The organism is Microbacterium sp. STRO-1N, assembly GCF_057748015.1.
The window spans coordinates 3627727-3652751 of record NZ_CM173234.1 but is presented as its reverse complement, the minus strand read 5'-3'; the positions used below and the strand labels follow the sequence as shown (position 1 = coordinate 3652751).

The following is a 25025-nucleotide window of genomic DNA, read 5'->3' as shown; positions in this document are numbered from 1 at the left end:
CGATGACGGATCCGCGCATCTCGCTCCAGCTGTACAGCGTGCGGGAGCATCTCGCCGATCTCGATGCGGCGTTCGGGAGGATCGCCGACCTCGGCATCACGAACGTCGAGCCGTTCTCGATCTTCGATCGGACGACGGAGGCGATCCCGGCGCTGCGCCGGCACGGGCTGAGCACGCCGACCGGCCATGCACCGTTCCTCTCCGACGAGATCGAGTACCAGGGGCGCAGCGTGCCGCTGCCGCCGCTGGCGACGACCCTGCAGGCTGCACAGGCCTTCGAGCTCGAGACCCTCGTCGATCCGATGGTCCCTGCGGCGCGCTGGCGGAGCACGGACGAGATCGCGCGCACCGCTGACCGGCTCAACGCCGCCGCTGAGCAGGCTGCCGCCGCGGGTCTGCGCGTCGGCTACCACAATCACTCGTTCGAGTTGCATCACGACTTCGACGGGGTCACCGGATACGAGCTGTTCACCTCGATGCTCGATCAGCGGGTCGTGCTCGAGGTCGACGTGTACTGGGCCGCCGTCTCAGACCAGGATGTCCCCGCCCTGCTGCGTCGCCTCGGAGACCGCGTCGTCGCGCTTCACCTCAAAGACGGTCCGCTCGATCGCGACCCGTTCGCCACCGACGAGGGATACGTCGCGGACGAGCTCGATCAGCGCCCGCTCGGCGAAGGCGAACTCGACATCGCCGCGATCCGCGACGCCGCTCCGCGCGAGCGGATCGACGTCATCGAATTCGACCACGTGAACGGCGACGTGTTCTCCGCGATCGAGCGCTCGCTCCGCTGCCTCGAAGGGAGCCGCGATGTCGTCGCAGAGTGACACCTCCCAGGTGTTCTGCAACCCGGTCGATCTCGCCTACCGCTATCAGGACGTGCGCACACCTATGGCGGGGCGGAGCGTGCACCGTGAAGCCGCCGATCCGACGGTCGTGTTCTACCGCGACAGGTATTACCTGTTCGCCTCGATGAGCCGGGGCTTCTGGCATTCGCAGGACCTCGTGTCCTGGACGTACCGGCCCAGCGAGCGCATCCCGGCGATCGATTACGCGCCGGACGTGCGAGAGGTCGACGGCGCGCTGTTGTTCACCGCATCGCGCCGCTCGAAGGGACGCTTCTTCCGCAGCGTCGATCCGCTCGCCGACGACTTCGCGGAGATCGCACCGAGCGACATCGCCTTCTGGGATCCGGACACGTTCCAGGACGACGACGGCCGGCTCTACCTGTACTGGGGATGCTCGCACAACCGTCCGATCGAAGGCGTCGAACTCGATCGCACGACGCTGCAGAGCATCGGCGATCCGGTCGCCCTGATCTCGGCCGACACGGACACCCGTGGATGGGAGCGCGCCGGTGACGACTATGTGCCCGAGGTCCGCCGCGGGTTCGTCGGCAAGATCATGGACCTGTACATCGGAGCCGCGCCCTTCCTCGAGGGCGCGTACATGACCCGGGTCGGCGATCGCTACTACCTGCAGTATGCGGCGCCCGGCACGCAGTTCAACACGTACGCGGACGGCTGCTACGTCGGCGACGGTCCGCTGGGTCCGTTCGCGTACGACCCGCACAGTCCGTTCTCGTCCAAGCCGGGTGGATTCATCACTGGAGCGGGTCACGGCAGCACCTTCCAGGACCGCCACGGCAACTGGTGGCACGTCGCCACCATGCGGGTATCGGTGAACGCCGACTTCGAGCGCCGCGTCGGTCTGTTTCCCGCGGGGTTCGACGACGACGGCATCCTGTTCTGCAACCAGAACTTCGCCGACTACCCGATGCTCGTCCCCGATCGCCCGTTCGACCCGTGGACCGAGGCGTCGCCGGGGTGGATGCTGCTCTCGTACCGTGCACAGGCGACCGCGTCGTCGTCTCTCGACGGGCACGGGGCGGCTCTCGCCGTCGACGAGTCGGTGCGCACCTGGTGGGTCGCCGGGGCGGACCAGCCGGGCGAGTGGCTGCAGCTCGACCTCGGCGACACGGCGACGGTGCACGCGCTTCAGGTGAACCATGCCGATCACGAGCTGACGGCCCGGGCCCCGGAGCGCGACGACATCGCCAAGGCCGGCTTCAGCAAACGGGCCGTCTACCCGGAGTCGCAGCCGACGGAGGTGCGGATCGAACTCTCGACGGACGGGGCGCAGTGGTCGGTCGTCCATGACGGGATCGGCACGGGTGAGGACGCGCCGCACGCCTTCATCCCGCTGGAACGCCCCCAGCGCGCACGGTATGTCCGAGTCACGGCGGGGAGGATGCCCTTCGACGGGCGCTTCGCCGTCAGCGGGCTGCGCGTCTTCGGCTCAGCCGAGGGCGACCGCCCGGCCGTGGCCGAGGTGGTCGGCGAGCGCCCGGATCCGCGCACGGCCTCGTTGAGATGGGAACCTGTGCCGGGCGCGGTGGGGTACAACATCCGCTACGGCCTGGCGCCGGACAAGCTGTACCACAGCTGGCTCGTCTACGAACGGACCGACCTCGAGATCGGCTCCCTCGACGCCGGACACGCGTACTGGTTCGCGGTCGACAGCTTCAACGGCTCCGGCGTGACTGCCGGTTCTGTGGTGCGCATCGACTGACGCGCGAACCGCTGCCGGAAGTCTGCTACTGCCGACGTTCCGCTTCTATCCCGGCGGATGGCCCCCGGCTTAGCGTTGCCGTCGTCTCCGGCATCGCCCAGCGCAACCCGCCGCTGGCAGTCGTAGATTTACCCAAAGGAGTGTGACGCGATGGCGCGTATCACCAAGCAGTCAGCCAGCGAAGCCGATGGTGTCTCCTACCGTCGTGCCAGGACGTGGGAGATCGCGTTCTCTCAGCTCAACAACGGCTCGGCGATGATCTTCTACGTCCTCGTCGGACTCATGAGCTATCTGCAGAACGCCGGGTACGGCATCGCGGTGGCGGCCGCCGGGATCATCCTCACGGTCACCCGCGTCTTCGACGGCGTCATCGATCCGCTGCTCGCCCTGGTGATCGAGAAGGTCACCTTCCCGTTCGGCAAGCTGCGCTTCTTCATGCTCGCCGGCTGGGTGATCCGGTCCATCGCGATCCTCGCGCTGTTCGTCTGGGGTGCGGATGCCGGGCTCGGGGCGGTCTTCTTCATCGCCGTCTACGTCGTGTACATCATCGGATCGTCGATGAACGACATCGCCGGGCAGATGTCCGGGCCGGTGCTCACCAACGACCCCCGTCAGCGCCCCACCGTCCAGGTGTGGGCGACGGTCTACGCGTACATCATTCCCGCGGTGTTCACGATCGTGTCGACGCTCGTGTTCCTGCCGCGCCACGGAAACGAATTCACCGTGGCGATGCTCAGCGAGACGGCGATCACGTACGTCGCCTGTTCCCTCGTTCTGCAGATCCTCGCCTGCATCGGCGTGGCGCGCGTCGACCGACCGGAGAGCTTCGAGCACCTGCAGATCTCGCGCGACAAGGTCGAAGTCACCATCAAGGACATGTGGGAAGTGCTCGCGCACAACGGGGCGTTCCTGCGATACCTGATCAGTGGCGCATCGGACAAACTCGCTCAGGTCGTCAAGTCGCAGGCCGTGATCGGCACGCTGATGTGGGGGATCCTGCTGGGCAACATGCAGCTCGGTACGACCCTGAGCCTGATCGCCATCCTCCCCGGCATCGTGTTCGCGATCTTCGGTGCGCGGTACAGCGGCAAGTTCGGGTCGAAAGCCGCCACGGTCACGTGGACCTGGATCTGCCTGATCCTCGCCGCCGTCCTGGCCATCATCTTCGTCGTGATCGATCCGCGGGCGATCCTGGGCAGCCTTCCGCTGACGATCCTCTTCTTCCTCGTCTATCTGCTGCTCAACGGAGCCTCGATGGTCGTGACCGTCGCCGCCGGGGCAATGCGCGCGGACATCATCGACTATGAGTTGGACAGGTCGGGGAAGTATCTTCCTGCGACGGTCACGGCCACGTACAACATCGTCGACCAGATCATCTCGTCGCTCGGCTCTACGCTCGCCCTCGGCGCGGTCGCTCTGATCGGCTTCACGACGGTGATGCCGCAGCCGACCGACGGCCCCTCGCCCGCGATCCTGTGGATGACGATGGGTCTGTTCTTCGGCCTCCCGATCCTCGGATGGGTGTGCACGCTCATCGCGATGCGCGGCTACAAGCTCGATCGCACCGAGATGATCGCCGTGCAGAAGCGGGTCGCCGGTCGCAAGGCCCAGTTGACGATGGACGAACCGGCCGAGTCGCTCAGCTGACGATGGCCGGGTCCGAGGGCGCTGACCCGCTCGGGCCCGGTCATCGCGCGTGCAGCTCCCGGTATGCGGTCGGCGTCATGCCGTACTCGCGGCGGAACACCTTCACGAAGTAGTTGGCGTCGTCGTATCCGACGAACACCGCGATGTCGCGTACGGGCTGCGTCGTCGTCGCGAGCAGCCGGGCCGCGCGTTCTGTGCGGCGCCGCGCGATGTACCCCGCGATCGTCGTGCCGGTCGCATCGTGGAACCGCCGCGCCAGTGTCGACGTCGAGACGCCGAGGTTCTCCGCCATGTCTACGGTGGACACCGAGAGGCTGAGGTGCAGATCGATCTCATCGATCACCCGGCGCACGAGCAGCGGATAGTCGCGCTGGCTGTGCCGTCGTACGCCCTGGCAGAAATCCGTGACCATCTGTGCGATGAAGCCGAGGCTGCGCTGCGGATCCGAGGTGTGTCCGACACGGTGCAGACGCTGGGCGTATTCCTGCGAGATCGCGTCGATCGTCACCGGGGGCAGGCCCCCGCGCTGCGCCGCGACACGGGCCATGATCCGCAGGATGGTGGCACCGAGATACGGCGTGTTCAGATAGCCGCTGATCCGCGGCATCCCTGACAGCCGCTGCAGTGCGGCCAGCGCCTGCTCGGTATCGCCGTCTGCCACGGCATCCATGAAGTCCTGCTCGTGGTGGTAGCGCTCCTCGATGACCGCGAACGATCCGGACTGCAGCGCCTCTCCGTGGCCGGGGGAGATCGTGCCGCCCTCCGCCTTGACGTGCTGCAGCGCGCCGGCCGCATCCTCCGAGCCGGCTGCGCGCAGCAGCGCCGCGGCGCTGCGGTACGCGTACTCCCCGTCCACGATCGCGTAACGGGTGCGGTACAGCTTGAACGCCGAGAGGTGGCCAAGTGGGATGACGAGCCTGCCCACCAGGTCCTCGGCGGCGCCGGGGTAGAGGGGTTCGTGCGTGTAGGGCCCGATGAGGAGCAGTCGATCCTTCCAGCGCGCGATGGTCACGGCCATGCCGAGCGGCTCCTCGACCTCGTGGATGACGTGCGGGGGCATGTCGTGCACGAACTCGCGAAACGCGGTGGCGGTGAAGGACGGCTGCAGACGAGGATCCAGGCAGTGGTCGCGTTGGAAGGCGTGCAGCGCCGCGTCGACGTCGGTGGTCAGGACCACCGGGCTGGAGAGCACCTCGCCGAGAACACGGGTGATCGAGTCCAGTGCGTCATCGATCATGGTGCCCGTTCCTGTTCACATCGGCGTGATGGGTGAGTGCTAGTCCTGCGTGACCAGTTCTATCATCCTCGCGAGCGTCGTCCGTAGGGTGGGGGAGCCCGGTACGCACCGGTGCGCTGCACCTCCGAAGGAGACCCGATGACGCCGTCTCGTCCCGCATCCGCCCGTCGGATCACCCCGATCCTCGACGGATGGGCGTTCGCGGCCACCGCGCTGCCCGCGGATTCCCGCTGGGAAGACGTGGTGGCCGCCGGTTCGGAAGCCGCCATCCCGCACACCTGGAACGCCATCGACGGGCAGTCCGGTGGCGGGTACCTGCGCGGGCGCTCGACGTATGCGCGGCGCATCAGCGCGGAGCCCGGGGATGCCAGGACGTGGGTGGAGTTCGCCGGGGTGAATTCCAGCGCTGAGGTCTACCTCGACGGCCGCCTCGTCGCGCGGCACGACGGCGGCTACTCGACGTTCCGCGCGGATCTCACCGAGCATCTCGGCTCGGGCTCGGGCACTCTCGTCGTTGCCGTCGACAACGCGGCGAACGAATCGGTGTATCCGCAGCAGGCCGACTTCACCTTCTACGGCGGCATCTATCGCGACGTGCGACTGATCGGCGTCGGTGCCACGCATTTCGCTCTGGACGATGCGGGCGGGCCGGGCATGATGGTCACCCCACGGCTCGACGGGGTGCACGCGGACGTGGCGATGAGCGTACGGGCAGTCGGGGAGTCGCTGGCCTCGGCATCCGTCCGATTCGTCATCGAGGGCGAGGCCACAGCGACCATGCCGGTCGTCGATGGCGTCGCGAACGCCGGGGTGCTCATCGCGAACGTGCGTCGCTGGCACGGCCTGCGCGACCCGCACCTCTACACCGCACGCGCCGAACTGTTGGTCGGAGACGACGTCGTCGACAGTGTCGAGCTGCGCTTCGGATGCCGCGAGTTCGCCGTGGATCCCGAGCGCGGGTTCCTGCTGAACGGCGAGGAGTACCCGCTGCGCGGAGTCTCGCGGCATCAGGACTTCGAGGGCGTCGGCAATGCCATCACCGAGGACATGATGCGGGCGGATCTCGATCTGCTCCGCGAGCTGGGTGCGACAACGGTGCGCCTCGCGCACTATCAACACGATCAACGCTTCTACGACCTGTGCGATGAAACCGGAATCGTGGTGTGGGCGGAGGTCCCGCAGATCACCGTCTTCCTCCCCGGTGCGGTCGACAACGCGCGCGACCAGCTCACCGAGCTCATCGTCCAGAACCGTCACCACGCGAGCATCGTGTGCTGGGGACTCTCGAACGAGATCACCCTCGCCGGTTCAGGTGACGACGTTCTCTCGGCCCACCGCGAGTTGAATGACCTCGCGCACACGCTCGATCCGACCCGTCTCACGGCGATGGCGAATCTGTTCCTGCTGGAGACCGACAATCCGCTCGTCACCGTGCCGGATGTCATGTCGTACAACCTCTACTTCGGCTGGTACGTGGGCGAAGTCGGTGACAACGACACGTGGCTTGACGACTTCCACGCCGCCTACCCCGGTGTCGCGATCGGGTTGGCTGAGTACGGGGCCGACGCGAATCCGCAGTATCAATCGGCGCATCCGGCAAAGGGGGACTACAGCGAGTCGTATCAGGCGGAGTACCACGAGCACATGATCGGCATGATCGAGCAGCGCCCGTGGCTGTGGGCGACGCACGTGTGGAATCTCGCGGACTTCGGCTCCGCAGGGCGGGATGAGGGCGGTGTCGCCGGACGCAACCAGAAGGGCCTCGTCACCTTCGATCGCAGCCTCAGGAAAGACGCCTTCTACGTGTACAAGGCCGCGTGGTCGACCGATCCGTTCGTGCACGTCGCCGGGCGGCGCAGAGCCGAGCGCGCGGAGGACGTGACCGAGGTGGTCGTCTACTCCAACCGGGCCGAGGTCACTCTGTTCGTCGACGGGGTGGAACTCGACACCGTCGCCGGCTCCCGTTCGTTCCGCTTCCGGGTGCCGCTCACGGGGACGCACGAGATCACCGCTCGATCGGGCGAGCTCTCCGACACCATCGCGGTGCGCCGAGTCGACGAGGTCCCCGAAGCGACGGTGATGCCGACGACGACGATCGCGAACTGGTTCGACGATGCCGAACTGCCCAGCCCCGCCGGTTACTTCTCGATCCGCGACACCCTCGGCGACATCAAGAAGTCCCAGGACGGTGCCGGGGTGCTCTCGTCGGTGTTCGAGGTGCTGGCGACGAGCCGTGGGGAGGTGGGGCGAGGCGTCGAGATCCCGGCGGCGATGCAGTCCATCGTCGACCGGATGAGCGTCGAGAAGCTCATCCGCGAGGCCGGCGGAGTTCCGATCGAACAGGTGGCGGCCCTCAACGCCGCGCTCAACCTCATCGCGAAGTGACGAGCGGCGCTCGGCGCAGCAGTGAGATGCGGACCATTCGCAGCTGGTCGTTGGGGAACATGAAATGCCGCTCGTCGCCGTTGAGCACGCGACCGCCTTCCCAGATGCCGTCGCGGAACGAGCCCTCCTCGACGCTGTCGATCTCGACTTCGGCATCCTGACGGGCGAAGACGACCGACGCGCCGAGGATCAGGGCGAGGAAGTCGTCTTCCCCGGTCTGGATCAGGAGGCCGTAGCCGGTGACATCGTCCGCTGCCTGGCCGGTGCCGAGTCCGAACATCCCGCGGGTGTCGATCGGGCCCCGGATGGTGATCCTGAATCCACCGAGTTCGGTGGTCTGCTCCTCACCCGTGCGGATCCTGAAGCCGTGCACCCTGTTCTCGGCCTGCGCCTCGATCAGCATCGGAACGATTGGCTCGAGCGCCCGGTACGCGCGGAAGACCTCGTGGTCGACAGGGAGGTCCTCGATCGCAAACGGGCTGAATCCCATTGCGGCGAATCCGCCGACCGCAACGAAGGCCAGCGCCGCCTCGGGCCTCGCTTCCGGGATCAGCAGGGGGTTGTCTGCCGCCCGGAAATCGGCCAGCGTCCCCGAGAAATCCTGGACGTAGATGTCGGGGGACAGGAACGCGAGCGACGGCGCCGTGGCCTTCCAGACATCCTGCATGCGCGCGACCGGGCCGCCGCTCGGATACTGACCCGGACTCGCCGCATTGGGCTGCGGCCCCAGCCAGGCATTGGCGAACAACGGCAGCGGGTATTCGGTCGCACCCGCCGCGGCGACATGCTCCAGGAAGCGGGCGAACGCCCAGCTCATGAAGATCTCCTCGGCGTCCGCAGTGGGGCCGAACACCTCGTCCCACCTGCCTGAGGAGCGCGAGCCGTGTTCCGACCACAGTTCGCGCACGTGGTCGCGGAGCGACTCTCCACGATTCGCGAGGCCGACGAGCAGTTCGTCCGGAACCGGCGCCGACCACGCAGCCTCGGCGGCGGAGGAGCGATCGCGACTGTCTCCGAGCAGACCCACCTCGTTCTCCACCTGAACCGCGATCACCGTGCGCTCGCCGTCGATCTCTCGGAGATGGCGCATGAGCGCCGCGAACGCGCGGGCATCCGCGCTCATGAGTTCTTCGGAGAACGGGCTCAGTATGGGCGCATCCAAGGGAAAGCGGCCGGGAAGACGTCGCCGCGGGTCGCGCCGAGCGCGCGGGAAGCGCGTCTCGTCGCGACGCACCCACGTCGGCGTGTACGTGGATTCGGCGTTCTTGTACGAGCCGAACCAGAGCACGATGAGACGCATCCCGTGTCGCCTGGCCTGCGTGATCTGGTCGTCCAGCGTCGTGAAGTCGAACCGGCCCTCCTCCGGTTCGAGAAGCTGCCAGGTCACCGGCGTGATCACCGTGCGCAGGCCGGCGTCGGCCAGATGCTGCCAGATCGGACCCATGTACGCGGGGCTCGACGAGCTGGAGTTGTGCAGCTCGCCGCCGAGAACGAGATACGGTGCGTCGTCGACGAGCAGTTGCGTCACGTGCCCGCGCTGCTCGACCCGGGGAAGCGGGCGCTGGGCGCCGTGCTGGTCGGGAACTGGGGAACCGTGCATGGTGGGTGGCTCTTCCTGGATCGAAGGCGGGATGAAGGGGGTGAGTGCGGGGAGTCAGCCGAGAGCTTCCGGGCCGAGCAGCGCTCGGATGTGCCATTCGATCCGCGCACGGATATCGAACTCGGGACCCTGCATCCACTGCAACTGCAGGCCCTCCCAGGCGGCGAGGAGCAACTGGGCCGCGATATCGGCGTCGACGCCTGGATCGACTCTGCCCTGCGCCTGGAGGTTGCGGATGTCGGTCGACACGATCTGCTGCGACCGCGCCCAGCGCAGTTGGAAGAATTCGTTGGCCGGATGCTCCGGATCGGCTGCGGCGCCCGCGAGTTCGTTGTACAGGCGGCCGTAGTTCGTGCGCTTCACGCCGACCTCGGCACGTGCGCCCATGTCCGCGATGGCTCCGGCCTCGGCACCCTCGGGGCGCACGTTCTCCACGTCGTGCTGGTGCAGCGCGGCGATCAGCAGCGCTTCTTTCGTGGGGAAGTGGTAGTAGACCGTCGGCTCACTGGCACCGGCGACCTCGGCGATCTCTGTGACAGCGACGTTGCGGTGCCCCTTCTCTCGCACGAGATCGAGTGCGGCCTTGCTCAGAGCGGCGCGGCGCTGATCGGTCTTGGCATAGGGGCCTCTTTTGCGCGTCATCCGCTCTCCTCATGAAGGTCCTTGATCGAGTTTCGAATGCAATGTTATGCTCGACCCACGAAAATGATAGCTGACTCAGAATTGGCTGGAAAGGCAAGGATGCCAGAGATGATCGATCGCCGTCGTCTGGTCCGGCGGCACAATCCGGTGCTGACGGCAGCGCACCCCACCGGTGCGCTCACCGTCGGCAACGGCGACATCGCGTTGACGGTCGACGCCTCGGGTCTGCAGTCGTTCCCCCGCTTCCACGAGCTGGTTCCCGATCCACGGCGCGTCCCGCTCGATGGATTCTCCGGCCTGCCCGAGCAGCTGGCCCGACGGTTCGACGCCGACGACTTCCAGATCCCGTTGCGCACGCAGTCGAGCTGGGGCTGGTACTCCACCCGCACCGAGCGCAAGGTGCGGCTGCTCGATACCGCGACGCCGTACGAGACGCACCGCGGCGTCGTGCCCTACCTCGACCGCATGGGGCTCCAGCGCCCGGGCGACCCCATCGCCGACGAATACGTCTCCGGTGCCTGGTTCCACTTCAACCCGCGCCGCGCGCATCTCGGTCGCCTGACTCTGGTCGGTCCGGACGGAGTGCCGCTCGCGGACCCGCGACTGCTGGAAGGCGTGCGCTGCGAGCTCGACCTCGTCACCGGTGCGGTCGTCTCGAGCTACTCGATCGGTGGTGAGCCGGTGAACGTCGTCACGGTCGCCGATCCGACGCAGCAGCGATTCGCGACCCGCGTGGAGAGCGGACTGCTCCGCCAAGGTTGGGGAGTGGCGTGGGTGTTCGATGCCCAGCCTGACGACCTCGCACCGTTCGAGGAGCCGTTGCAGACCAGTACGGCATGGCGCGAGAAGGAGTCGGGATGCTGGCGTGGACGCCGCGTCGTCGAGGACTCCGAGTACTTCGTCGAAGTGCGAACGAGCGGCGCCATCCGCCAGGAGGACGGATCGGCCGTCGCCTCGACGGACAGCAGCGCACTCGAGGTCGTCGTCGCCCTGGCTCCCGACGAAGAGGCGCTCTGCGCCGCGGCATCCTTCCAGGAGGTGCGGGATGCCGCGTCGGCTTGGTGGGACGAATACTGGCAGCGGGGCGCGGCGGTGAGCCTCGCCGGCAGCACCGACGAGAGGGCGAACGAGTTGGAGCGCCGCATCGTGCTCTCGCAGTACCTTCTCGCCGTGAACGCCGCCGGAGCGACGCCCCCCGCCGAATCCGGATTGACCTACAACACCTGGAGCGGCAAGTTCCACCTCGAGATGCACTGGTGGCACGGAGCGCATTTCCCACTGTGGGGGCGAGGCGACCTCCTCGAACGCAGCCTCGGCTGGTACCACGAAGCTCTGGAGTCCGCCGTGCGCACCGCCCGCTGGCAGGGGTATCGCGGAGCACGCTGGCCGAAGCAGACCGACACGAGTGCGCGAGAGTCGCCGAGCAACATCGGGGTCTTCCTGCTCTGGCAGCAGCCTCACATCATTCATCTCCTCGAACTCCTGCGGGCAGAGGGCCGCGACGACGACTTCCTGCGGCGGCACTATCCGCTCGTGGAGGCGACCGCCGAGTTCATGGTGGACTTCGCGGCCGAGGATGACGGCGTGTTCGTGCTCCCGCCTCCGCTCATTCCTGCGCAGGAGAGCTACCTCGTCGATCGAGCGACCAACGCCGACCCGACGTTCGAGCTCGCCTACTGGTCGTGGGCGCTGCGGATCGCGGGTGAATGGCGAGAGCGACTGGGTCTCGAACCGAACCGGGAATGGGCGCGGGTGGCCGATGGCATGCGCAGGCCCGAACCGCTGCCTGATGGGACGTATCCCGCGCTGGCGACGCCGCCGATGCTCATCCGCAGAGACCATCCATCGATGCTGATGGCACTCGGCTGGCTGCCGGACACCGGTCTCATCGACCCCGAGCGCATGGCGGACACACTCGATGCCGTGTGGGCGGAATGGGACCTCCAGTCGAGCTGGGGATGGGACTATCCCGTGCTGGCCATGACGGCTGCCCGCCTGGGGCAGATCGATCGAGCGCTAGAGGCGCTCCTGCTGCCCTCGCCGAAGAACGTCTTCCTCGCGAACGGGCACAATCCGCAGATGCCGGGCTTCCTGACTCTCTACTTGCCCGCCAACGGCGGACTGCTGGCCGCGATCGCCCACATCGCCGCCGCCGTCGAACGAGGACACGACCTCCCGGAGGGGTGGTCGCTGACCGCGGAGGGGATGGACGTCCTCCCGCGCGTCACCGACCCGTCCGGTCATCGCACGACTCAGCCCGGAGAGGAGGCCATCGCCGAGAACCGCACGGTAGGACAGCGGATCCCCCGCTGAACCGCCGCAATCACGACATCCGAACACAGCGCCCGCCCGAGGGCGCGAGGGCGCGGCCAGGCCGCAACCCTGACAACGAGGCTTTCAAAGGTGAGGACCATGCGCAAGAACCCGACAGTACCCCGCGGCCGTCGCCGCACCATCCTGATGAGCGGATCGCTCGCGATCGCCACCGCACTCGCCCTCACAGGCTGCTCCGGCGGCACGGAAACGCCCGAAGCGGACGGCGACGTCGAACTGACGTTCATGAACCAGTCGCGCGGGCAGGAGGCGGCGCTCATGCAGCTCGCCGAGCAGTACACCGAGGAGACCGGCGTGAAGATCACGGTCGACTCACCTGGACCTGCCGACTACCTGCCGAAGCTGCAGGCGAAGGCCCAGTCCAACGCCATGCCCGACGTGTACTCGTCGTTCAACGCGACCGAGATGGCGCCGTTCTACAAGGCGGGCTGGGCGATGGATCTGACCAAGGAACTCGAATCCGGTTGGCAGGATGACTTCAGCCCGGCCGTGCTCGAGATGTCCACGTTCGAGGACGGGAACAACCTCGATATCCCCGCCGGGATCTACAGTGTGCACTGGGAGACGCAGACCTACGGGTTCCTGATCAACCCCGCAATCACCGGTTTCACCCAGGAGGAGGCGCCGGAGACGCTCGAGGCGTTCACCGAGGCGCTCGCCGCTTCGAGTCAGGACGGTGGCACTTTCTCGGTCGCCGCATCCCTGACGCCGCAGCTCATCCAGGGCATCGCGTCGAACTGGCTGACCGATGAGGAGATCGCCGCGACGTTCAACGGCGAGGAAAGCTGGGAGCAGGACGGCTGGCGAAACGCGTTCCAATATCTTGTCGATCTGCGCGACGCCGGTGTGATCGCGAACGGCGCGCTTCCGGGTGGCCAGGATGACAATCCCAGCGTCGAGTCCGCGTTCTTCACCCAGGGTACGGGCGCGATATTCGACGCGACACCCGGTGTCTCTGTCGGGCTCAAGACGAACCCCGAATTCGAGGACTACTTCTCCCTGGGCGTCCTCGCGGCCGAGGACGGCACAGAGGAGCCGCGCTCGCCGGGCGTTCCCGGGAAGGGCGCCGTCATCAACCCGAAGGGTGACCACACCGAGGAGGCCGTGGAGTTCGTGAAGTGGCTGACGGCCCCCGAGCAGCAGGCCGTCTTCGCGGAGACCGCCCGGATCCTGCCGACCAACCCCGAGCTTCTCGCGAGCGGTGACGTCCCGCCGCAGCTCGCCGGTTTCGCCGCTGGGGTCGAGAACCTCCAGGTGATGTCCACCACCTTCGCCACGGACGTGAAGACCGCGATCGTCGCCGAATCGGAGCGGCTCGTGCTCGGAGAGTCCACCGTCGACGAAGCGCTCGCCAACATCCAGGCGGCGCAGGACAGGGTGTCATGACGACCGAAGCAGCAGTGCTTCCTGCGCGGGGCCCGGTTCGGGTCCCGCGCGGGAAGCACGCCATGCGGCGCAACCTGCTGGGCTGGATCTTCCTGGCGCCTGCGATCGGCTTGATCGGCGTCTTCACGATCGTTCCGTTCGCGCAGGCGATTCTGCTGAGCTTCCAATCCTGGGACGGCGTCAGTCCAGACACGCCCTGGGTCGGGCTGGAGAATTACGAGTTCGTCGCCGGAGACCCGATCTTCTGGGCGTCGATGCGCAATGTGCTGTTCTTCGGAGTGGTCGGCTTCTTCCTCGGCAACGGCATCGCGCTCGCCATGGCGGTCGCCGTGAACAGCGTCCTGCGGGGGCGGACGTTCTTCCGTACCGTCTTCTATCTCCCGGGCGTGCTTTCGGTGGTCGTCGTCGGATTGCTGTTCTCGTTCATCCTCGCGCCGGGATCGGGAGTGCTGAATCGACTGCTCGAAGTCGTGGGACTTGGCGCACTTCAGCAGAACTGGCTGGGCGACTCCGCAGTCGCGCTGCCGACCGTCGCCGCCGTGTTCATCTGGTTCCACTGGGGCTTCGGTTTCCTCCTCTTCCTGGCAGGGCTCCAGGACGTGCCGAAAGAACTGTACGAAGCGGCGGAGCTGGACGGCGCAAACCGATGGACGAAATTCCGCTACATCACCTGGCCGCAACTGGCGCCGGTTACCTCGATCGTCAGCCTGCTCACGCTGCTCGCGGCGCTGCAGATCTTCGGCACCGTGCAGGTGCTCACCAACGGCGGGCCCGGCCATCACACGATGGTGCCGACGCTCGCGATCTACAACGAGGCGTTCGTGAACTGGCGATACGGAAGCGCCGCGGCGATGTCGGTGATCTTCGGCGGCGCACTTGTACTGCTCTCCGTCATTCAGCTCGCGATCACCGGACGAAGGGCACGCGCATGAGCATCGACACGTCTGTATCGATCACCACAACGACGACTCCGCACAGCGCGAAGGCGTCCACCGACTCGGATGGCACTCGAGGGCGGAGGAGGTGGCGTCCGGACCGCATCGGCTTGTATGGGCTGTTGATGGTCGCGGCACTGACCGCACTGTTCCCCCTGCTCTGGATGCTCTCGGGCTCCCTGCAGTCGTTGCCCGAGCTGCTCTCGAACGAGAGCTTCCTCCCGGCAGTCCCGCAGTGGCAGAACTACGTCACGGCCTGGGTGCAGGGCGACCTCGGCACGTTCCTGCGCAACAGTGTCGTGTACACGGCGTGCGCCGTCGTCGGCATCCTCATCGTTTCGAGTCTTGCCGGCTACGCACTGGCACGGCTCGACTTCGCGGGAAAGGGAGTGTTCACAGTCCTGATCCTCGCCGTCATGATCATCCCCGCGCCGGCCATGTTCCTCGCGCAGTACAAGCTTCTGATCACACTCGGGCTGACCAACAGCCCTGTCGGGTACGTGCTGATCCTGATCACTTCGGGAATCCCGATGTCGACGCTGATCATGCGGAGCTTCTTCGTCAGCCAGCCCAAGGATCTCGAGGAGGCGGCCGCACTCGACGGGGCCGGTCCGCTGCGCATCTTCGCCAGCGTCATCCTGCCGCTCGCGCGCCCAGGGCTCGCCGCGGTCGCGGTGATACAGGGGCTGGGTGCGTGGAATGAGTATCTGATGGCTTTGGTGCTGTTCGACGACAACTCGCTGATGCCGATTCAGCGAGGCCTCACGGCGTTCACCTCCGCGGAGACCCCGCAACAGCAGATCCTGCTTGCCGCGACCGCGATCTCGATCGTGCCGGTGATCATCTTCTACCTCATGGCGCAGCGACACATTGTGAACGGGATCGGAGCGGGCGCGATCAAATGATCGTGCCCCTCTTATCGCGAAGTAGGCGTCGCGAGCATCCACGCGAGGCGCGCCGCCATGGCATCCGGGTCCCAGGAATGCTCGGAGCCGACCAGCTGCTCGGCCGACCCGTGCGCCGCCGCATCGGCGATCTCTTCGGCAGTGTCCCGCATCCCGGGGAACGTCTCGGTGCCGGTGACTGCGACCACCGGCGCAGAGACGCTCACGAGAGACTCGCGATGCCCCCGCTGTTCCACGAGTGCGAGCGCTTCGCCATCCGGCACCCAGCTGAGCACCAGATCGGGATAGTCGGGTGACGCCTTGAGCTGCTCCAGCCATTCCGGTGGCATTCCCGCCATGTAGCCGGCAACGGCCTCTTCGAGCGCGCCCGCATCGATCGACTCCCGTATCGCCTGCCACCACGCGGGGGCGCCCTCGGGGAAGAGGCCAAGGGGTGCCTCCCAGAGCGCGAGACCGACGAGATCCGGGATGCGAGGGGCGGCGAGCATCGCGATCGCACAACCAGACGAGTGCCCGACGAGCACGACAGGTGATTGCGTCGCTGCGGCGAGTTCGACGATCGCGTCGATCTGAGCGTCGAGGGTGATGGTGCCGGCGGAGACGCTCTCGCCGCGCCCGAGACGGTCGGCGAACAGCGAGCGGAATCCGGATGCCGCCAGGCGCTCGGCGGTGGCGTGCGTCGTCGGATCCTCCGCTCGGGTGGGGCCGGCTCCCGTGACGAAGATCACGGCGGGTGCGCCGACAGGGCCGCGATCGTCATACACGATGCGATCGCCGCGGGAGGTCGTCAACATGCTCATGGGGCCACCTCGATCCGCACCGACACGCGGTCGCCCGCGGCCTTTCCGAGCGCCTTGCGCGTGGCGGCCTTCACGGGGCCGAAGTGGAATCCGCACCCGGACGGCAGGAGCGTGATCGCGACCGGCACGTCGTCGAGCGTGCCGACCACGCGCACAGGATTGCCAGTGCCGAACACTTCGGCGGATCCCCGAGCTTCGAACACGGTCCACCCGGCCACTTCGCCCGGATGGACGAGCTCTGCTTCGAACTGCATGGCTGCGGTCATCATCCGCTCCTTTCAAGACTGGTGAGTATGATTTGTCTAAACTAGACTCCGGAGTATGAAGATGTCAAGAGGTGCTCGGCCACTGCGGCCGAGTTCTGTCGCCAAGCGCGAGGCGATCCTGAACGCGGCGCAGGCGGCCTTCCTCGCGAACGGCTACGAGTCCGTGACCATGGACGCCATCTCGCGCGACTCCGGTGTCGCGAAGCAGACGCTCTACGGGCACTTCGGCAGCAAGGAGGCCCTCTTCCTCGAGCTCGTCCGCTCGCAGACGCGCGCGGCCAGCGAACGAGTCCTCAGCGCGCCGCCGCCGATCGCTCCCGATGACGACGCCCGCTCGGCTCTCGATCGTGTGCTCAGGGATCAGCTCGATACGGTCCTCGCGCCGAACCTGCTCGCCCTCCGCCGGCTGGTCATCGGCCTGCTGCCGCAGTTCCCCGATCTCGCGCGCGAACTCTACGAGCACGGGGCGCAGCGAGCGATCCGATCTCTCGCCGAACTCATCGGCCGGCTCGACGACGCCGGACTGCTCGCCGTGCCGGATGCTGAGCGGGCTGCGACCCAGCTGAACTGGCTCGTGATGGGGGAGCCCGTCAACCGGGCGATGCTCCTCGGAGACGACGCGGCGCGGAGCGGGTTGGACACCGCCGCGCACGTCGACCAGGCGTTGGATGTCTTCCTCGCCGCCTACGGTCGCTGACACTCCGGCGCGCCGAGTTCGACCGGGTACGGATGTCGGGACTCTTCCCGAATGTCGGGGCGACACGCCGCGGGATCGTCAGGCATCCGGGCTTTCTCCCGACATGTGTCCCCTGCGGGACACGCTACCGCCCCTCGAACCGCGGCTTCCGTTTCTCCTGGAACGCGGCGAAGCCTTCCCGGTAATCCGCGGTGTCGCACAGTTCGGCCTGCGCGACGTTCTCGAGCACGACCGAATCCCACAGTGAGAGCCGTTCGTCACGGATGCGGGCGATCAGGCGCTTCGACGCGAGGAACGCGGCGGTGGCTCCGGAGGCCGCGCGCACCGCGGCATCCGCCGTCGCCTGCTGGACCCCGTCGGCGGGCAGCACCTGCGAGAAGAGCCCGGACCCGACCGCCTCGGTGCCCGTCATGAGCCGCCCGGTGTAGATGAGATCCAAGGTCTTGTGCGGCCCGAGCCGGTCGAGGAACAGCGCGTGCCCGCCGGAGTCGAGCGTCGCGCCGAGTGCCGCGAACGGCGAGCCGATCTTCGCCGTGTCGGCGACGTACACGACGTCCGTCGCGATGAGCAGCCCGAGTCCGACGCCCAGGCACGCGCCGTGCGCGGCCGCGAAGGTCGGCGCCGGAAATGCCGCCATACGCTGCAGCAACGGCGTCACGAGGCCGCCGAGGTAACCGATCACGTCATCGGTCGCGGGGTCGACGCCTGAGATGTCGCGACCGGCGCAGAAGCCCGCGCCCTCCCCGCTCAGCACCAGGGCGCGAACCCCGGCATCCTCGGCCCGGTCGTACGCATCGCCCAGCGCGAGCAGCGCGTCGGGGTCGAGTGCATTGCGCTTGGCCGGTGCGTTCAGCACCACATGGGCGACATCGCCGTCGATGGTCAGCTCGATCATGGGAGGCTCCTCACACGTCGTAGTCGACGACCACGCGGGGCGTCGTCGGGTGGGACTGGCAGGTCAGCACGTAGCCGCGCTCGAGCTCGTCCGGCTCGAGCGCGAAGTTCTGCGTCATGCGAACGTCGCCTTCGACCAGGCGTGCACGGCACGTCCCGCACACCCCTCCGGCGCACGCGAACGGCACATCGCCTCGTACGCGCAACGCGGCATCCAGCAGAGGCTCGTCCGCAGCGATGGGCGACTCGACCGTCGACGACAACCCGTCCAGGGTGAACTCCAGAACGTAGGTCTCGTCCTCTTCGCGCACGGAGACCGGCCGCCCGCGGTCGGCGCGCGGTTCGTCCGCATCGGTCGTGAACAGCTCGAAACGGATGCTGTCGTCAGGGATGCCGCGGGCCGCGAGCCTCTCGCGGCAGAGCGCCACGAGATCGAACGGCCCGCACAGGAACCACTCGGTGACGCTCTCCGGCTCGACCAGTCCGTCGAGGATCGCGTCGAGTTTGGCGGCGTCGATTCGCCCCGACAGCAGAGGCGCTGCGCGCTGCTCGCGGGACAGCACGTGATGGAGGGCGAGGCGGGCCGGATGGCGGTCCTTCAGATCGGCGAGGTCCTCGAGGAACATCACGTCGCGCGTGGCTCGGTTCGTGTAGATCAGCGAGAAGCGCGCGGTCGGCGACGCAGCTAGTACCGAGGAGGCGAGCGCCATCATCGGCGTGATCCCGGAGCCGGCGGCGATCCCGACCAGGTGCGCGCCGTCGAGATCCGGCAGGTTCGACGTGAAGCGGCCTTCCGGGCTCATCACCTCGATTCGGATGCCGGGGCGCAGGTTCTCGTGCGCCCACACCGAGAACAGTCCACCGAGATCGCGCTTGATGCCGACCGAGATCCGCCTTCCCCCGTTCGTTCCGCCTTGTTCGCTCGTTGAGCGAGTCCGCGAAGCGCCCGAGTCGAAACGCAGCCCCGACTCTGCAGCATCCGGCGCCCGGCAGATCGAATAGCTGCGCCGCACCTCGCGACCGTCGACGTGCGCACGCAGCGCGACGTACTGCCCCGGCAGGTACTGATATTCCTTCCACAGTTCCTCCGGCACGGCGAACGTCACCTCGATGCTGTCGGCCGTGAGCGGCCGCACCGCGATCACCTCGAGCTCGTGGAACCGCGCCCGCTTGCGCGTCGTGGTGCTCATAGCGGCTTGAAATGATCGAAGGGCTCGAGGCACGTGCGGCATTCGTACAGCGCTTTGCACGCGGTCGAGCCGAAGCGGGTGAGCTCGCGCGTGTCCAACGATCCGCACTGCGGGCAGCGCACGCTCAGCGGGACCGAGACGGGACCGGCCGGTCGCGTACCGGTCGGCGGCGCGATGCCGTAGTCGAGCAGTTTCTGCTTGCCGGCATCCGTCATCCAGTCCGTGGTCCAGGCGGGCGAGAGCACGGTGCGGACGACGGCGTCCTCGAAGCCGGTGTCGGCCAGCGCGCGCAGGACATCGTCGCGGATGGCCTCGACGGCCGGGCAGCCGCTGTAGGTCGGCGTGATCTTGACGACGACGCGGCCGTCCTCGACCGTGACGTCCCGCAGGATGCCGAGGTCGGCGATCGTCAGCACGGGGATCTCGGGGTCGGCGACGGATGCCGCGACGGCCCACGCCGCTCGTTCCCCTCGCTCGTCGACCGGGGTCATGCCCCCTCGTTCGTTGAGCGAGGACGGCGGAGCCGACCGAGTCGAAACGGGGTCGTTGCCGGGCAGGCGTTTCGACTCGCTTCGCTCGCTCAACGAGCGAATGAAGGTGGTCACCATGTCGCCCCCGGGTGCTGCCGGGCGAGCACCTGCATCTCGGCGAGGATCCGCCCCAACTGTGGGAAGTGGATGCCGCGGCGACCGCCCCCGGCCGCCGCCGGACCGGTCGGCCGCTCTAACTCGGCCGCGCCGAGCACAGCATCCAGACGTGCGTCGAACCCGTCGCGGAGCGAGGAGGGCCGGACGGCGACGCCCTCAAGGTCGTCGATGAGCGGCTCGTCGCGGAACAGCTCATCGACGTACGGCCAGACATCCGCGAGCCCTCGGAACATCCGGCGCCGCGACTCCTCCGTGCCGCCGGCGAGGCGCAGCGTCCACTGCTCGGCGTGGTCGCGGTGGTACTCGACCTCCTTGACGGCCTTCGCTGCGACGGCCGCGAGCGTCGGATCCGTCGAGTGCTGCAGCGCTGCATACAGCTCGAACAGGTAGACCGACGCGAGGAGTTGGCGTGCGATCGTGCGCGCGAAGTCGCCGTTCGGCTGCTCGAACAGCCAGGACGATCGGAAGTCGGGCTCATCGCGGAAGTATGCCAGGTCGTCCTCGCTGCGCCCATCCGCACTTCCGGCATACCGGAGCAGCGATCGCGCATGCCCGAGCAGATCGAGCGCGATGTTCGCGAGCGCCACGTCCTCTTCGAGCTCCGGCGCGTGGGCGATCCACTCGCCGAGCTGCTGGGACAGGATCAGCGCGTCGTCGCCGAGCCACAGCGCGTATTCGGCCGCGGCGGGAGTGGCTGCGGCATCCGATCCGGCGAGCTCGGCGGCGAGGTCGAGCTCGTCGACCATGACGTGGCCGTGCGGGAGGGGGCGCGATCCCTCGCCGACGCGGGAGGGGCCGCGTGTGGTCGTGTCCGCGTCGGGGAGGCGACGATTCGCGTCCCCTGCCGAGGTGCTGGCCGCCTGATCCGGACGGGAGGGGTCGCGTGTGGTCGCGTCGGCGGCCGGGAGGCGACCAGACGCGCCCCCTCCGTGAGCCCCGCGATCGGCGTTCACAGGTGCGGCACCCCCTCGGATGCCGTGTAGTACACGGCGTGGCGGAAGTTCTTGCCCGCCGGGCTCTCGAAGTAGGCGCCCTTGGCGTCGGGGTCGCTCGCCGTGATCGCTTCGGCGGGCACGACCCAGATCGAGACGCCCTCGCCGCGACGCGTGTAGAGGTCGCGGGCGTTGCGGACCGCGAGGTCGGCATCCGGCGCGAGCAGCGAGCCGACGTGAACGTGGCTCAACCCGCGGTTCGCTCGGACGAACACCTCCCACAGCGGCCAGGCTTCCTCGGTCATGCGGCCCCCTCGACGAACTCGGGGAGCGAGGCGGCGTGCTTGCGCGCGTACTCGGCTGCCGCCTCACGCACCCAGGCGCCGTCCTCGTGCGCCTCGCGCCGCGCGCGGATCCGTTCGGCGTTCATCGGGCCGTTCCCGTGGAGCACCGCGAAGAACTCGTCCCAGTCGATCTCGCCCATCTCGTACTGCCCGGTCTCCTCGTCGTAGCGCAGGTCGGGATCAGGCAGCGTGATGCCGAGGATCTCGGCCTGCGGCACCAGCATCCCGACGAAGCGTCGACGCAGTTCGTCGTTCGAGAACCGCTTGATGTTCCACGCCATCGACTGCGCCGAGTTCGGCGACTCGTCGTCCGGCGGCCCGAACATCGCCAGGCTCGGCCAGTACCAGCGGTTCACGGCATCCTGCGCCATCTCCTGCTGCGCTGGCGTGCCCTGCATCAGAGCCAGCAGGATCTCGAACCCCTGACGCTGATGGAACGACTCCTCCTTGCAGATGCGCACCATCGCGCGGGCGTACGGACCATAGGATGCTCGGCACAGCGGCACCTGGTTGCAGATCGCGGCGCCGTCCACGAGCCAGCCGATCGCGCCCATGTCCGCCCACGTCGGCGTCGGGTAGTTGAAGATCGAGGAGTACTTCGCCCGGCCCTCGATGAGCTGCTCGGTCATCTCGGTGCGTCCGATGCCGAGCGTCTGCGCGGCGGAGTAGAGGTAGAGCCCGTGGCCGGCCTCGTCCTGCACCTTGGCCATGAGGATCGCCTTGCGTTTCAGGCTCGGGGCGCGCGTGATCCAGTTGCCCTCGGGCTGCATGCCGATGATCTCGGAGTGCGCGTGCTGACTGATCTGGCGGATCAGGGTCTTCCGGTAGGCATCCGGCATCCAGTCGCGAGGCTCGACGCGGGAATCCGCCGCGATGATCTCGTCGAATCGTCGCTGCCCCGCGGACTGGTCGTCCATGTCGACTCCTTCGTCGCGCTTTACTGACCGATCGTTCATTTATTCTCGCACACGACTGCGGGGCCGTAAAGATCCCAGGACGCGGTGGATCAGCGCGAGCGCGAGATGAGCTCCAGGAGCGCGTTCGCGTACGCCTCCGAAGGATCCGGATGCTCGAACTGCAGTTCCTCGCCGGCGATCTCGATCTCCACGCGGAACGTGTCATCGAGCCGGACGAGCCGGCGGAACGTCCCGCGCAGGAGATCGCGCAGCTGGTCCTCGCGGGGCAGCCACACGGCATCCTCGAGGGTGACCGCATCGAGTGCCCACTCAGTGGTGCCGTTGAAGGCGAGATCAGTGCCGCTCGGCGTGCGCCGCGCCTCGATCGTCATCTCGCTGACCGTGAAGACGTCGGCCTCGGCCTCGAGCTCGACGTCGTTCGGAAGATCGAGCTGGAATCGGTCGCCGCTGTCGGGTCGCCAGGTCAGGCCGGCGTCCCGCAGCGCGATGGCGAGTTCACGGGAGATCATGCATTCAGCCTAGGTCCGGTCTCGAGGGGCGTGCGGTGTCGGTCGGGTGAGGCAGAGTGGGGGCATGACGACTTCGCCCACCGATACCCGCGCCGCAGCCCTCGCCGCGCTCCGCGAACTCGTCGGACGCCCGGATGCCGAGTTCCACGACGGCCAGTACGAGGCGATCGAGGCACTGGTCGCGGGACGTCGCCGCGCGCTCGTCGTGCAGCGCACCGGGTGGGGGAAGTCCGCGGTCTACTTCGTCGCGACGCTGCTGCTGCGCCGTCAGGGTGCTGGCCCCACCGTGCTCGTCTCGCCCCTGCTGGCCCTCATGCGCGATCAGATCGCCGCCGCCGAGCGCGCCGGCGTGCGCGCCGTCGCGATCAACTCGACCAACGCGCACGAGTGGTCCGACGTGCTCGCGCAACTCGATCGCGACGAGGTCGACGTCCTGCTGGTCTCGCCCGAGCGGCTGAACAATCCGGCGTTCCGCGAGCAGCAGCTGCCCGCCCTGGTTCGCCGCATCGGCATGCTCGTCGTCGACGAGGCGCACTGCATCAGCGACTGGGGGCACGACTTCCGTCCCGACTACCGGCGGCTGCGCGACCTGATCGCCGAGATGCCCGCTGCCGTGCCGGTGCTCGCCACGACGGCGACGGCGAACAGCCGCGTCGTCGCCGACGTCGCCGAGCAGCTCGGAACCGGTGGTGCGGATGCCGCAGGCACGCCGGATGCCGGAGTGCTGACGATCCGCGGCCCGTTGGCCCGAGCATCCCTCCGCCTCGGCGTGCTGCGACTGCCCGATTCGGCCAGCCGACTGGCCTGGCTGCTCAGCCACCTCGACGACCTGCCCGGGTCGGGCATCATCTACACGCTGACGGTGGCGGCCGCGGTCGACACCGCCCGGCTGCTGCGCGAGCACGGGCACGAGGTGCGCGCGTATACCGGGCAGACCGACACCGACGAGCGCACGGAATCCGAGGGGATGCTCAAGCGCAACGAGGTCAAGGCGCTCGTGGCGACCAGCGCGCTGGGGATGGGCTTCGACAAACCCGACCTCGGCTTCGTGCTGCACCTCGGTGCGCCGTCCTCACCGGTCGCTTACTACCAGCAGGTCGGCCGCGCCGGCCGTGCGAGCGACAGCGCCGACGTGCTGCTGCTCCCGGGAGTGGAGGACCGCGAGATCTGGCACTACTTCGCCACGGCATCGATGCCCGACCAGGAACGGGCGGAGCGCGTGATCGCGGCGCTCGGCGATGCGCCGGTCTCGACACCGGCGCTGGAAGCGATGGTCGACATCAGGAGAACCCCGCTCGAACTGTTGCTGAAGGTCCTCGATGTCGACGGCGCCGTCCGCCGAGTGCAGGGTGGATGGGTCGCCACGGGGCAGCCGTGGACGTACGACGCCGAGCGCTACGAGCGCATCGCGGCCGAACGTCTCGCCGAGCAGCAGCACATGATCGAGTACGAGCGGACCGACGGATGCCGGATGGAGTTCCTCCAGCGCTCGCTCGACGATGAGACCGCCGCTCCGTGCGGCCGCTGCGACAACTGCGCCGGCATCTGGTTCCCGAGTGAGATCCGCAAGACCGCGACCGAGGCCGCGGCCGGATCGCTCGACCGCGTCGGGGTTCCGATCGAGCCGCGCAAGGCCTGGCCGACTGGAGCCGATCGGCTCGGCGTCCCGGCCAAGGGGCGCATCGCCCCCGCGGAGCAGGCGGCCGACGGGCGCGCGCTCGCGCGCCTCACCGACCTCGGGTGGGGCGGCACGCTGCGGGATCTCTTCGCCGCCGGTGCGCCGGATGCCGCGGTCACCCCGCAGGTGCTCGCCGCGTGCGTCCGGGTGCTCGCCGACTGGGGCTGGGAGGAACGACCGGTCGCGGTCGTCGCGATGCCGTCGCGGTCGCGTCCGCTCCTGGTGGACTCGCTCGCCCGAGGTCTCGCCGAGGTGGGGCGCCTGCCGTATATAGGAGCGCTGTCCTTCGCCGACGGTGGCCCCACGGGGCAGCCCGGCGGCAACAGCGCGTTCCGGCTCGCCGGACTCTGGGACCGCTTCAGCGCCGGCGGTCTCGAGATCCCCGAAGGGCCGGTGCTGCTCGTCGATGACCAGGCCGACAGCCGCTGGACGCTGACGGTCGCCGCGCGTGCGCTCCGGCAGGCCGGGGCGACTGCCGTGCTGCCGTTCGTGCTCGCGCTGCGTGGGTGATG

The 25025-nt window shown here is 68.0% G+C and carries 22 protein-coding genes; 10 read left to right on the top strand and 12 right to left on the bottom strand.

The features are described from left to right. The first annotated feature begins 2 nt into the window (after window positions 1-2). From AC3ANJ_RS17665 to AC3ANJ_RS17655, 3 genes are all read left to right on the top strand, one after another. Complete coding sequence (locus AC3ANJ_RS17665; RefSeq protein ID WP_488317442.1) at window positions 3-824, top strand: sugar phosphate isomerase/epimerase family protein; 822 nt, start codon at window positions 3-5, stop codon at window positions 822-824. Beyond that, entirely contained in the window at window positions 808-2568 is a 1761-nt protein-coding gene (locus AC3ANJ_RS17660) for a family 43 glycosylhydrolase (protein ID WP_488317441.1), read from the top strand. Before AC3ANJ_RS17665 ends, AC3ANJ_RS17660 begins: the two co-directional genes overlap by 17 nt. Window positions 2569-2718: 150 nt before the next feature. Next, window positions 2719-4215, top strand: coding sequence for an MFS transporter (locus tag AC3ANJ_RS17655; protein ID WP_488317440.1), 1497 nt, complete (start codon window positions 2719-2721; stop codon window positions 4213-4215). 40 nt (window positions 4216-4255) lie between these two features. Here AC3ANJ_RS17655 and AC3ANJ_RS17650 read toward each other — a convergent pair whose 3' ends face one another. Further along, window positions 4256-5452, bottom strand: coding sequence for a helix-turn-helix transcriptional regulator (locus AC3ANJ_RS17650; RefSeq protein WP_488317439.1), 1197 nt, complete (start codon window positions 5450-5452; stop codon window positions 4256-4258). A 138-nt stretch (window positions 5453-5590) separates the two neighbouring features. Between AC3ANJ_RS17650 and AC3ANJ_RS17645 the strand changes: the two genes are divergently transcribed. Next, window positions 5591-7837: a glycoside hydrolase family 2 protein gene (locus AC3ANJ_RS17645; RefSeq protein ID WP_488317438.1), complete on the top strand. Its 2247-nt coding sequence runs from the start codon at window positions 5591-5593 to the stop codon at window positions 7835-7837. Here the strand turns inward: AC3ANJ_RS17645 and AC3ANJ_RS17640 are convergent. Beyond that, the gene (locus AC3ANJ_RS17640) at window positions 7824-9437 is read right to left on the bottom strand and encodes a GH35 family beta-galactosidase (RefSeq protein WP_488317437.1); all 1614 of its coding nucleotides are present in this window, start codon (window positions 9435-9437) and stop codon (window positions 7824-7826) included. The genes AC3ANJ_RS17645 and AC3ANJ_RS17640 overlap by 14 nt on opposite strands. Window positions 9438-9491: 54 nt before the next feature. Beyond that, window positions 9492-10079: a TetR/AcrR family transcriptional regulator gene (locus AC3ANJ_RS17635; RefSeq protein WP_488317436.1), complete on the bottom strand. Its 588-nt coding sequence runs from the start codon at window positions 10077-10079 to the stop codon at window positions 9492-9494. 108 nt (window positions 10080-10187) lie between these two features. Between AC3ANJ_RS17635 and AC3ANJ_RS17630 the strand changes: the two genes are divergently transcribed. From AC3ANJ_RS17630 to AC3ANJ_RS17615, 4 genes are all read left to right on the top strand, one after another. Beyond that, window positions 10188-12392, top strand: coding sequence for a glucosidase family protein (locus AC3ANJ_RS17630; RefSeq protein ID WP_488317435.1), 2205 nt, complete (start codon window positions 10188-10190; stop codon window positions 12390-12392). Window positions 12393-12491: 99 nt separating this feature from the next. Continuing rightward, window positions 12492-13799 (top strand): ABC transporter substrate-binding protein, encoded by a 1308-nt coding sequence (locus AC3ANJ_RS17625; protein WP_488317434.1) that lies wholly within the window; start codon window positions 12492-12494, stop codon window positions 13797-13799. Further along, on the top strand, window positions 13796-14731 hold the full coding sequence (locus tag AC3ANJ_RS17620) for a carbohydrate ABC transporter permease (protein WP_488317433.1): 936 nt from the start codon (window positions 13796-13798) through the stop codon (window positions 14729-14731). Before AC3ANJ_RS17625 ends, AC3ANJ_RS17620 begins: the two co-directional genes overlap by 4 nt. A 128-nt stretch (window positions 14732-14859) precedes the next feature. Continuing rightward, window positions 14860-15639, top strand: coding sequence for a carbohydrate ABC transporter permease (locus AC3ANJ_RS17615; RefSeq protein WP_488317432.1), 780 nt, complete (start codon window positions 14860-14862; stop codon window positions 15637-15639). Between the two features lie 11 nt (window positions 15640-15650). Here AC3ANJ_RS17615 and AC3ANJ_RS17610 read toward each other — a convergent pair whose 3' ends face one another. Together AC3ANJ_RS17610 and AC3ANJ_RS17605 are read right to left on the bottom strand one after the other, a co-directional pair. Then, the gene (locus AC3ANJ_RS17610) at window positions 15651-16439 is read right to left on the bottom strand and encodes an alpha/beta fold hydrolase (protein WP_488317431.1); all 789 of its coding nucleotides are present in this window, start codon (window positions 16437-16439) and stop codon (window positions 15651-15653) included. Further along, complete coding sequence (locus AC3ANJ_RS17605) at window positions 16436-16705, bottom strand: DUF1905 domain-containing protein (protein WP_488317430.1); 270 nt, start codon at window positions 16703-16705, stop codon at window positions 16436-16438. Before AC3ANJ_RS17605 ends, AC3ANJ_RS17610 begins: the two co-directional genes overlap by 4 nt. Window positions 16706-16760: 55 nt before the next feature. On the opposite strand from AC3ANJ_RS17605, the gene AC3ANJ_RS17600 reads away from it, so the two are divergent. Then, the gene (locus AC3ANJ_RS17600) at window positions 16761-17402 is read left to right on the top strand and encodes a TetR/AcrR family transcriptional regulator (RefSeq protein ID WP_488317429.1); all 642 of its coding nucleotides are present in this window, start codon (window positions 16761-16763) and stop codon (window positions 17400-17402) included. A gap of 124 nt (window positions 17403-17526) precedes the next feature. Here the strand turns inward: AC3ANJ_RS17600 and AC3ANJ_RS17595 are convergent, their stop codons facing one another. The 7 genes from AC3ANJ_RS17595 to AC3ANJ_RS17565 form a co-directional block, all read right to left on the bottom strand. Then, window positions 17527-18297, bottom strand: coding sequence for an enoyl-CoA hydratase/isomerase family protein (locus AC3ANJ_RS17595; protein ID WP_488317428.1), 771 nt, complete (start codon window positions 18295-18297; stop codon window positions 17527-17529). A 10-nt stretch (window positions 18298-18307) separates the two neighbouring features. After that, on the bottom strand, window positions 18308-19486 hold the full coding sequence (locus AC3ANJ_RS17590; RefSeq protein ID WP_488317427.1) for a 2Fe-2S iron-sulfur cluster-binding protein: 1179 nt from the start codon (window positions 19484-19486) through the stop codon (window positions 18308-18310). Beyond that, the gene (gene paaD, locus AC3ANJ_RS17585; RefSeq protein ID WP_488317426.1) at window positions 19483-19977 is read right to left on the bottom strand and encodes a 1,2-phenylacetyl-CoA epoxidase subunit PaaD; all 495 of its coding nucleotides are present in this window, start codon (window positions 19975-19977) and stop codon (window positions 19483-19485) included. Before paaD ends, AC3ANJ_RS17590 begins: the two co-directional genes overlap by 4 nt. Window positions 19978-20087: 110 nt before the next feature. After that, window positions 20088-20879 carry a 1,2-phenylacetyl-CoA epoxidase subunit PaaC gene (gene paaC / locus AC3ANJ_RS17580; RefSeq protein ID WP_488317425.1) on the bottom strand — a complete coding sequence of 264 codons (792 nt, stop codon included), beginning with the start codon at window positions 20877-20879 and terminating at the stop codon, window positions 20088-20090. Between the two features lie 203 nt (window positions 20880-21082). After that, window positions 21083-21370 carry a 1,2-phenylacetyl-CoA epoxidase subunit PaaB gene (paaB, locus tag AC3ANJ_RS17575; protein WP_488317424.1) on the bottom strand — a complete coding sequence of 96 codons (288 nt, stop codon included), beginning with the start codon at window positions 21368-21370 and terminating at the stop codon, window positions 21083-21085. Beyond that, complete coding sequence (gene paaA / locus AC3ANJ_RS17570) at window positions 21367-22326, bottom strand: 1,2-phenylacetyl-CoA epoxidase subunit PaaA (RefSeq protein WP_488317423.1); 960 nt, start codon at window positions 22324-22326, stop codon at window positions 21367-21369. The genes paaB and paaA overlap by 4 nt, the downstream gene beginning before the upstream one ends. Window positions 22327-22415: 89 nt before the next feature. Continuing rightward, window positions 22416-22835, bottom strand: coding sequence for a pilus assembly protein CpaE (locus tag AC3ANJ_RS17565; RefSeq protein ID WP_488317422.1), 420 nt, complete (start codon window positions 22833-22835; stop codon window positions 22416-22418). Between the two features lie 64 nt (window positions 22836-22899). On the opposite strand from AC3ANJ_RS17565, the gene AC3ANJ_RS17560 reads away from it, so the two are divergent. Further along, on the top strand, window positions 22900-25023 hold the full coding sequence (locus tag AC3ANJ_RS17560) for a DEAD/DEAH box helicase (protein WP_488317421.1): 2124 nt from the start codon (window positions 22900-22902) through the stop codon (window positions 25021-25023). The last annotated feature ends 2 nt before the right edge of the window (window positions 25024-25025 follow it).

Coding starts and splice junctions, on each gene's coding strand:
- AC3ANJ_RS17665 (WP_488317442.1), top strand. CDS start 3: ATGACGGATCCGCGCATCTCGCTCCAGCTGTACAGCGTGCGGGAGCAT.
- AC3ANJ_RS17660 (WP_488317441.1), top strand. CDS start 808: ATGTCGTCGCAGAGTGACACCTCCCAGGTGTTCTGCAACCCGGTCGAT.
- AC3ANJ_RS17655 (WP_488317440.1), top strand. CDS start 2,719: ATGGCGCGTATCACCAAGCAGTCAGCCAGCGAAGCCGATGGTGTCTCC.
- AC3ANJ_RS17650 (WP_488317439.1), bottom strand. CDS start 5,452: ATGATCGATGACGCACTGGACTCGATCACCCGTGTTCTCGGCGAGGTG.
- AC3ANJ_RS17645 (WP_488317438.1), top strand. CDS start 5,591: ATGACGCCGTCTCGTCCCGCATCCGCCCGTCGGATCACCCCGATCCTC.
- AC3ANJ_RS17640 (WP_488317437.1), bottom strand. CDS start 9,437: ATGCACGGTTCCCCAGTTCCCGACCAGCACGGCGCCCAGCGCCCGCTT.
- AC3ANJ_RS17635 (WP_488317436.1), bottom strand. CDS start 10,079: ATGACGCGCAAAAGAGGCCCCTATGCCAAGACCGATCAGCGCCGCGCC.
- AC3ANJ_RS17630 (WP_488317435.1), top strand. CDS start 10,188: ATGATCGATCGCCGTCGTCTGGTCCGGCGGCACAATCCGGTGCTGACG.
- AC3ANJ_RS17625 (WP_488317434.1), top strand. CDS start 12,492: ATGCGCAAGAACCCGACAGTACCCCGCGGCCGTCGCCGCACCATCCTG.
- AC3ANJ_RS17620 (WP_488317433.1), top strand. CDS start 13,796: ATGACGACCGAAGCAGCAGTGCTTCCTGCGCGGGGCCCGGTTCGGGTC.
- AC3ANJ_RS17615 (WP_488317432.1), top strand. CDS start 14,860: ATGGTCGCGGCACTGACCGCACTGTTCCCCCTGCTCTGGATGCTCTCG.
- AC3ANJ_RS17610 (WP_488317431.1), bottom strand. CDS start 16,439: ATGAGCATGTTGACGACCTCCCGCGGCGATCGCATCGTGTATGACGAT.
- AC3ANJ_RS17605 (WP_488317430.1), bottom strand. CDS start 16,705: ATGACCGCAGCCATGCAGTTCGAAGCAGAGCTCGTCCATCCGGGCGAA.
- AC3ANJ_RS17600 (WP_488317429.1), top strand. CDS start 16,761: ATGAAGATGTCAAGAGGTGCTCGGCCACTGCGGCCGAGTTCTGTCGCC.
- AC3ANJ_RS17595 (WP_488317428.1), bottom strand. CDS start 18,297: ATGATCGAGCTGACCATCGACGGCGATGTCGCCCATGTGGTGCTGAAC.
- AC3ANJ_RS17590 (WP_488317427.1), bottom strand. CDS start 19,486: ATGAGCACCACGACGCGCAAGCGGGCGCGGTTCCACGAGCTCGAGGTG.
- paaD (WP_488317426.1), bottom strand. CDS start 19,977: ATGACCCCGGTCGACGAGCGAGGGGAACGAGCGGCGTGGGCCGTCGCG.
- paaC (WP_488317425.1), bottom strand. CDS start 20,879: ATGGTCGACGAGCTCGACCTCGCCGCCGAGCTCGCCGGATCGGATGCC.
- paaB (WP_488317424.1), bottom strand. CDS start 21,370: ATGACCGAGGAAGCCTGGCCGCTGTGGGAGGTGTTCGTCCGAGCGAAC.
- paaA (WP_488317423.1), bottom strand. CDS start 22,326: ATGGACGACCAGTCCGCGGGGCAGCGACGATTCGACGAGATCATCGCG.
- AC3ANJ_RS17565 (WP_488317422.1), bottom strand. CDS start 22,835: ATGATCTCCCGTGAACTCGCCATCGCGCTGCGGGACGCCGGCCTGACC.
- AC3ANJ_RS17560 (WP_488317421.1), top strand. CDS start 22,900: ATGACGACTTCGCCCACCGATACCCGCGCCGCAGCCCTCGCCGCGCTC.